Raw genomic sequence first — 5,016 nt, 5'->3', positions numbered from 1 at the left:
GAGGTTGATAGGTTTGAGGTAGAAGCATGGTGACATGTGGAGCTGACAAATACTAATCGATCGAGGACTTAACTAAATTCTATTTTGATGTCGTTCCATTACTCTTATTTAGTTTTTAGGGTATAAGTAAGATGCTATTTGATATAGCATTTTAAATTTGCTATAATAGGACTTACCCAATTTTTAAAATGTATATTTATGTCTGGTAATGATGGCGGAAAGGTCACACCTGTTCCCATACCGAACACAGCAGTTAAGCTTTCCAGCGCCGATGGTAGTTGAGACTTTGTCTCTGCAAGAGTAGGACGTTGCCAGGCATAAATTTACTTCTATATGTAAGAATATAAATCGCATATTTTTTATTACCGCGGGGTGGAGCAGTCTGGCAGCTCGTTGGGCTCATAACCCAAAGGTCGCAGGTTCAAATCCTGCCCCCGCAACCAAATTGGTCCGGTAGTTCAGTTGGTTAGAATGCCTGCCTGTCACGCAGGAGGTCGCGGGTTCGAGTCCCGTCCGGACCGCCATTATAATTTAAGAGTAAATATTCGTACAGGATTTCATTGATGAAATCTTGTTTTTTTAATTTATACAGCTTTTTGTTGAATTTTGGAACGCAGCATTCGAGCGTTTCATTTTGAATGGTATTTTGCTATGATAGATATTATAAATAGTATTAAATCATATATAACTGTGATGGATTATTCCATTATGAAAATGAGCATAAAATAGAGAATTTATCTGTATGATAAACAGTACGAACAGAAAAAAGAACCATCTGATATATGGTAGATACACATAGCTGATAGTAGGTGAAGTTGTGCATTCAAGATCATGGATTACTGGCTCAGCAGAAGAAACTCAAAAAATTGCTGAGCGTTTGGCTGAGTTGTTAATGCCTGGTGACTTGCTCACTTTAGAAGGCGACTTAGGTGCTGGAAAGACTACTTTTACAAAGGGATTGGCAAAAGGACTTGGAGTTAAAAGAAACGTGAATAGTCCGACGTTTACTATTGTAAAACAATATAAAGGGAGACTACCTCTTTATCATATGGACGTTTATCGCTTGGAAGATTCCGATGAAGACATTGGTTTCTCCGAATACTTTGATGGTGAAGGTGTGTCTGTGGTAGAGTGGGCCCAGTTTATTGAAGAGTACTTACCAGAGGAAAGATTGGAAGTCACCATTAGATCTATTGATGAACAAACTCGAAAAATAGAGTTTCATGCAATTGGAGATCGTTATTTAAATATATTAAATGAGATGAATGATTAGGGGTAACTTTATATGAATGTACTTATCATTGATACATCGAATCATGTTCTAGGTGTAGCAATAATGAAGAATGAACAATTGATTGGACAAATCGTAACGAATTTGAGTAAAAATCATTCTGCCCGATTAATGCCTGCAATTGATAAATTAATGGCGGAAGTGGATATGCAAGTCGAGGATCTAGATCAAATTTCCGTTGCGAAAGGCCCCGGTTCTTATACAGGAGTCCGTATCGGTCTGACGACAGCCAAGACTCTGGCATGGGCATTACAAGTTCCTGTTGTAGGAGTTTCCAGTTTAGAAGCGCTTGCGTATCAAGGGCAGTTTTTTGATGGACTGATTTGTCCATTTTTTGATGCTAGAAGAGGACTTGTATATTCCGGCATTTATCAATGGAGTGGCGATGAATTGATAGCAGTAGAAAAGGATGAGAATCTTCTTTTTGATGAGATGCTCAACCGACTGCAATCTACTGGGAAACGGGTACTGTTTTTAAGTCCGGATATTGCAAAGTTTAAAGAACAAATAGATGTTGCGTTAGGAGAGTTGGCAGTAATTCCTGCTGGTCCCTATCATATATCCAATCCAAGTCATTTAGGGCTTGCAAGTTTGAACCATAAACCGGAAGATATCCATGGGGTTACGCCTAATTATTTACGTTTGGCTGAGGCAGAGTCCAACTGGTTAAAACAGCAAAAGGAAAAAGAAAACAATGGTTAATATCACAATAAGGAAAATGGAACTGAGAGATGTTCCTCAAGTTCTCGAAGTAGAAAAGGCATCATTCACCTTACCTTGGACGACTGATATTTTTTATCATGAACTGATGGATAATATGCATGCATATTATTTTGTTGTGGAATGTGAAGGGAAGATTATCGGTTATTCAGGTATGTGGGTGGTCATTGATGATGCACAAATAACGAATATTGCTATTCTCCCTGATTTTCGAGGAAAGAAAATTGGTGAGAAGCTCTTTGCTCATATGATGCTTACAGCAGTTCGGCTTGGTGCAGCACATCTATCGTTAGAGGTGCGTGTATCGAATATTGTTGCGCAGAAAATGTACCGGAAATTTGGGCTTGTTCCTGGGGGGATTCGGAAGAACTATTATACGGATAACCAGGAGGATGCTCTCGTAATGTGGGTGAACTTAAAATGACTAAAGATAATATTATATTAGGTATTGAAACAAGCTGTGACGAAACTGCAGTTGCAATTGTTAAGAATGGCACGAATATCTTATCCAACGTTGTAGCTTCACAAATTGAGAGTCATAAACGATTTGGTGGAGTTGTTCCTGAGATTGCATCTCGGCATCATGTGGAACAAATGACGGTAGTATTAGAAGAAGCTTTCAATCAAGCTGAAGTTGATTGGGAAGAAATCGATGCGATTGCGGTGACGGAAGGTCCTGGATTGGTAGGTGCCTTGTTGGTTGGAGTGAATGCGGCTAAAGCTTTAGCGTTTGCAAAACGGAAACCATTAGTAGGTGTACAGCATATTGCAGGCCATATCTATGCCAATCGGTTTCAACAGGAGTTTGAATTCCCATTACTTGCATTAATTGTTTCTGGGGGTCATACCGAACTGATCCTGATGAAAGAGCATGGAAGTTTTGAATTGATTGGAGAAACCTTGGATGATGCCGCTGGGGAGGCCTATGATAAAGTTGCAAGGATGTTGGATTTACCGTATCCAGGCGGCCCGGAAATTGATCGACTCGCTGAACAAGGAGAGGAAACAATTGATTTTCCTAGGGCATGGCTGGGTGAAGAAAGTTATGACTTCAGTTTTAGCGGCTTAAAATCAGCGGTAATCAATAAAATCCATAATGCTGGGCAACGTGGAGAAGTCTTAAAGAAGGAAGATATTGCGGCAAGTTTTCAAGCAAGCGTTGTCGAGGTGCTCACTGCAAAAACATTGCGTGCTGCGAAAGAATATAACGTGAAACAGGTTATTGTAGCTGGTGGTGTTGCTGCAAATAAAGGGTTACGTAACGAATTACAGAAACAGTTTAATGAGGCGCAAATACCATTACTGATTCCACCTTTAGCTTTGTGTACAGATAATGCTGCAATGATAGCTGCTGCAGGCACGATTGCTTACCAACAAGGTAAACGAGCTGGCCTTGATCTGAATGCAAATCCTTCCCTCGAACTTATATAACTAGTTGGTTACTCCCAAGAAAGTTGTGGAATAAATCAATGATTTATCCACAGGACTGTGCATAAACATGTGAATCATTGATAGATAAGCAATTATTTTTGTGGGTAACGATGACTATTCAAACTCTGGATTTTGTGGATAATGTGGATGATTTTGTTGACAATTATAAACTAAGGGTTTTATTGTTACTGATTTGTGGATAAGTGATGGGGAAGAGTAAGATAATCTGAAAAAGAAGTTTGGTGAAGCAGCAATGCAAAAGAAACAGTCTTATTATGTGCAAAGCGATCTTCTGATTCTGATCGTTTTATTTATTGTGGCAAGTCTTCTAGCCATTTATAACGCTCAACAACTTGAGCAGTATGATGGCGAAAATTTTGTATTGAAACAGATTGCTTGGTTTGCAGTAGGTGGACTATTTATTGCATCTGTTCAATTTTTAGATATGGAACAATTGTATAAGGGTAGTGTCTATATTTATATTGGTGGTATCTTATTACTCTTATTACTATATATAAGCCCGGAATCGATTGCTAGATCGGTAAATGGTGCAAAAAGCTGGTTTAACCCTCGTTGGGCTCCTGTATCATTGCAACCAGCTGAATTTGTAAAGTTATCCACAATTTTATATCTCTCCGTTGTTATCAGTAAACACAAGGAGAAATTTGAACAAAGTAATTTAAAGTCGGATACATTACTTTTGATTAAATTAGTAGCAACTACAGCATTACCTGTATTTTTAATTCTCTTACAGCCAGACTTTGGAACAGCAATGGTATATATCTTTATTTTAGGGATGATGATCATCTTTTCAGGAATCAGCTGGAAAATCATTCTTAGCCTAGTGGCGGCCGTTAGTGCGCTATTAGGAAGTCTACTTGCATTTATTGTAAACTTTCCAGAGCTTGCGAAGTTGGTTGTCGGACCTGCTCGACATTATCAAATTGATCGGATATTGACATGGTTTGATCCAACACAGTCTAGTGACACCGCTAACTGGCACTTTGACCGAGCTTATATGGCGTTAGGTTCTGGTCAGTTATTCGGTAAAGGAATGAGTGGAGTAGAGGTTTATTATCCAGAGGCTCAAACGGATTTCATTTTTTCTGTAATCGGCGAGACTTTTGGATTCATTGGTGGAGCGCTCGTCATCTTGCTCTATTTCCTCTTGCTCTATAAGCTTGTATCCTTAGGATTGAGCATTTACAAGTTTGTACCGTTTGCTTCTTATTATTGCCTTGGATTCCTCAGTCTAATTCTTGTTCATGTATTCCAAAATATCGGAATGACAATCGGCATCATGCCAGTAACAGGAATACCGCTGCCGCTGATTAGTTATGGTGGTAGTTCCGTCATGGCGACGATGCTTGGATTAGGGGTTATCTATCGAATATCTGTCGAGTATACGATACAAAATGATTATTTATTTAAATAATTGAGCAACAGTAAAGAGGCTGGGACAAAACCCCAGTAAATAAAAAATAAGGCGTAGGAGTTCACACAAAAAATGTGTAGGCCCTACGCTTTTTGCTATCGTTATTTTAGTAAACAAAAAGGACACCTTTTGATAAAAT

At 38.9% G+C, this 5,016-nt stretch carries 5 protein-coding genes, 2 tRNA genes and 1 rRNA gene; all 8 read left to right on the top strand.

The window, feature by feature from the left end; all coding sequences use genetic code 11:
* Positions 1-201: 201 nt before the first annotated feature.
* The 8 genes from rrf (at position 202) to M3210_RS19245 (ending at position 4,877) form a co-directional block, all read left to right on the top strand.
* Positions 202-317 (top strand): 5S ribosomal RNA (gene rrf / locus M3210_RS19280).
* Between the two features lie 49 nt (positions 318-366).
* Positions 367-443 (top strand) — tRNA-Met (locus tag M3210_RS19275).
* A gap of 4 nt (positions 444-447) precedes the next feature.
* A tRNA-Asp gene (locus tag M3210_RS19270) sits at positions 448-524 on the top strand.
* A gap of 293 nt (positions 525-817) precedes the next feature.
* The gene (tsaE, locus tag M3210_RS19265; protein WP_251517804.1) at positions 818-1,273 is read left to right on the top strand and encodes a tRNA (adenosine(37)-N6)-threonylcarbamoyltransferase complex ATPase subunit type 1 TsaE; all 456 of its coding nucleotides are present in this window, start codon (positions 818-820) and stop codon (positions 1,271-1,273) included.
* A 12-nt stretch (positions 1,274-1,285) separates the two neighbouring features.
* Positions 1,286-1,993 carry a tRNA (adenosine(37)-N6)-threonylcarbamoyltransferase complex dimerization subunit type 1 TsaB gene (gene tsaB / locus M3210_RS19260; protein WP_251517801.1) on the top strand — a complete coding sequence of 236 codons (708 nt, stop codon included), beginning with the start codon at positions 1,286-1,288 and terminating at the stop codon, positions 1,991-1,993.
* Positions 1,986-2,435 (top strand): ribosomal protein S18-alanine N-acetyltransferase, encoded by a 450-nt coding sequence (gene rimI / locus M3210_RS19255; RefSeq protein ID WP_251517798.1) that lies wholly within the window; start codon positions 1,986-1,988, stop codon positions 2,433-2,435. Before tsaB ends, rimI begins: the two co-directional genes overlap by 8 nt.
* Positions 2,432-3,442, top strand: coding sequence for a tRNA (adenosine(37)-N6)-threonylcarbamoyltransferase complex transferase subunit TsaD (tsaD, locus tag M3210_RS19250; RefSeq protein ID WP_251517796.1), 1,011 nt, complete (start codon positions 2,432-2,434; stop codon positions 3,440-3,442). The genes rimI and tsaD overlap by 4 nt, the downstream gene beginning before the upstream one ends.
* Positions 3,443-3,695: 253 nt before the next feature.
* Positions 3,696-4,877 carry an FtsW/RodA/SpoVE family cell cycle protein gene (locus tag M3210_RS19245; protein ID WP_251517793.1) on the top strand — a complete coding sequence of 394 codons (1,182 nt, stop codon included), beginning with the start codon at positions 3,696-3,698 and terminating at the stop codon, positions 4,875-4,877.
* Positions 4,878-5,016: the final 139 nt, after the last annotated feature.

The organism is Oceanobacillus luteolus, assembly GCF_023715655.1.
Taxonomy (GTDB): Bacteria; Bacillota; Bacilli; order Bacillales; family Amphibacillaceae; genus Oceanobacillus; species Oceanobacillus luteolus.
Note: the sequence above shows the minus strand (reverse complement) of the source record. Positions and strands in the feature narration are given on the sequence as shown.

Coding starts and splice junctions, on each gene's coding strand:
- tsaB (WP_251517801.1), top strand. CDS start 1,286: ATGAATGTACTTATCATTGATACATCGAATCATGTTCTAGGTGTAGCA.
- rimI (WP_251517798.1), top strand. CDS start 1,986: ATGGTTAATATCACAATAAGGAAAATGGAACTGAGAGATGTTCCTCAA.
- tsaD (WP_251517796.1), top strand. CDS start 2,432: ATGACTAAAGATAATATTATATTAGGTATTGAAACAAGCTGTGACGAA.
- M3210_RS19245 (WP_251517793.1), top strand. CDS start 3,696: ATGCAAAAGAAACAGTCTTATTATGTGCAAAGCGATCTTCTGATTCTG.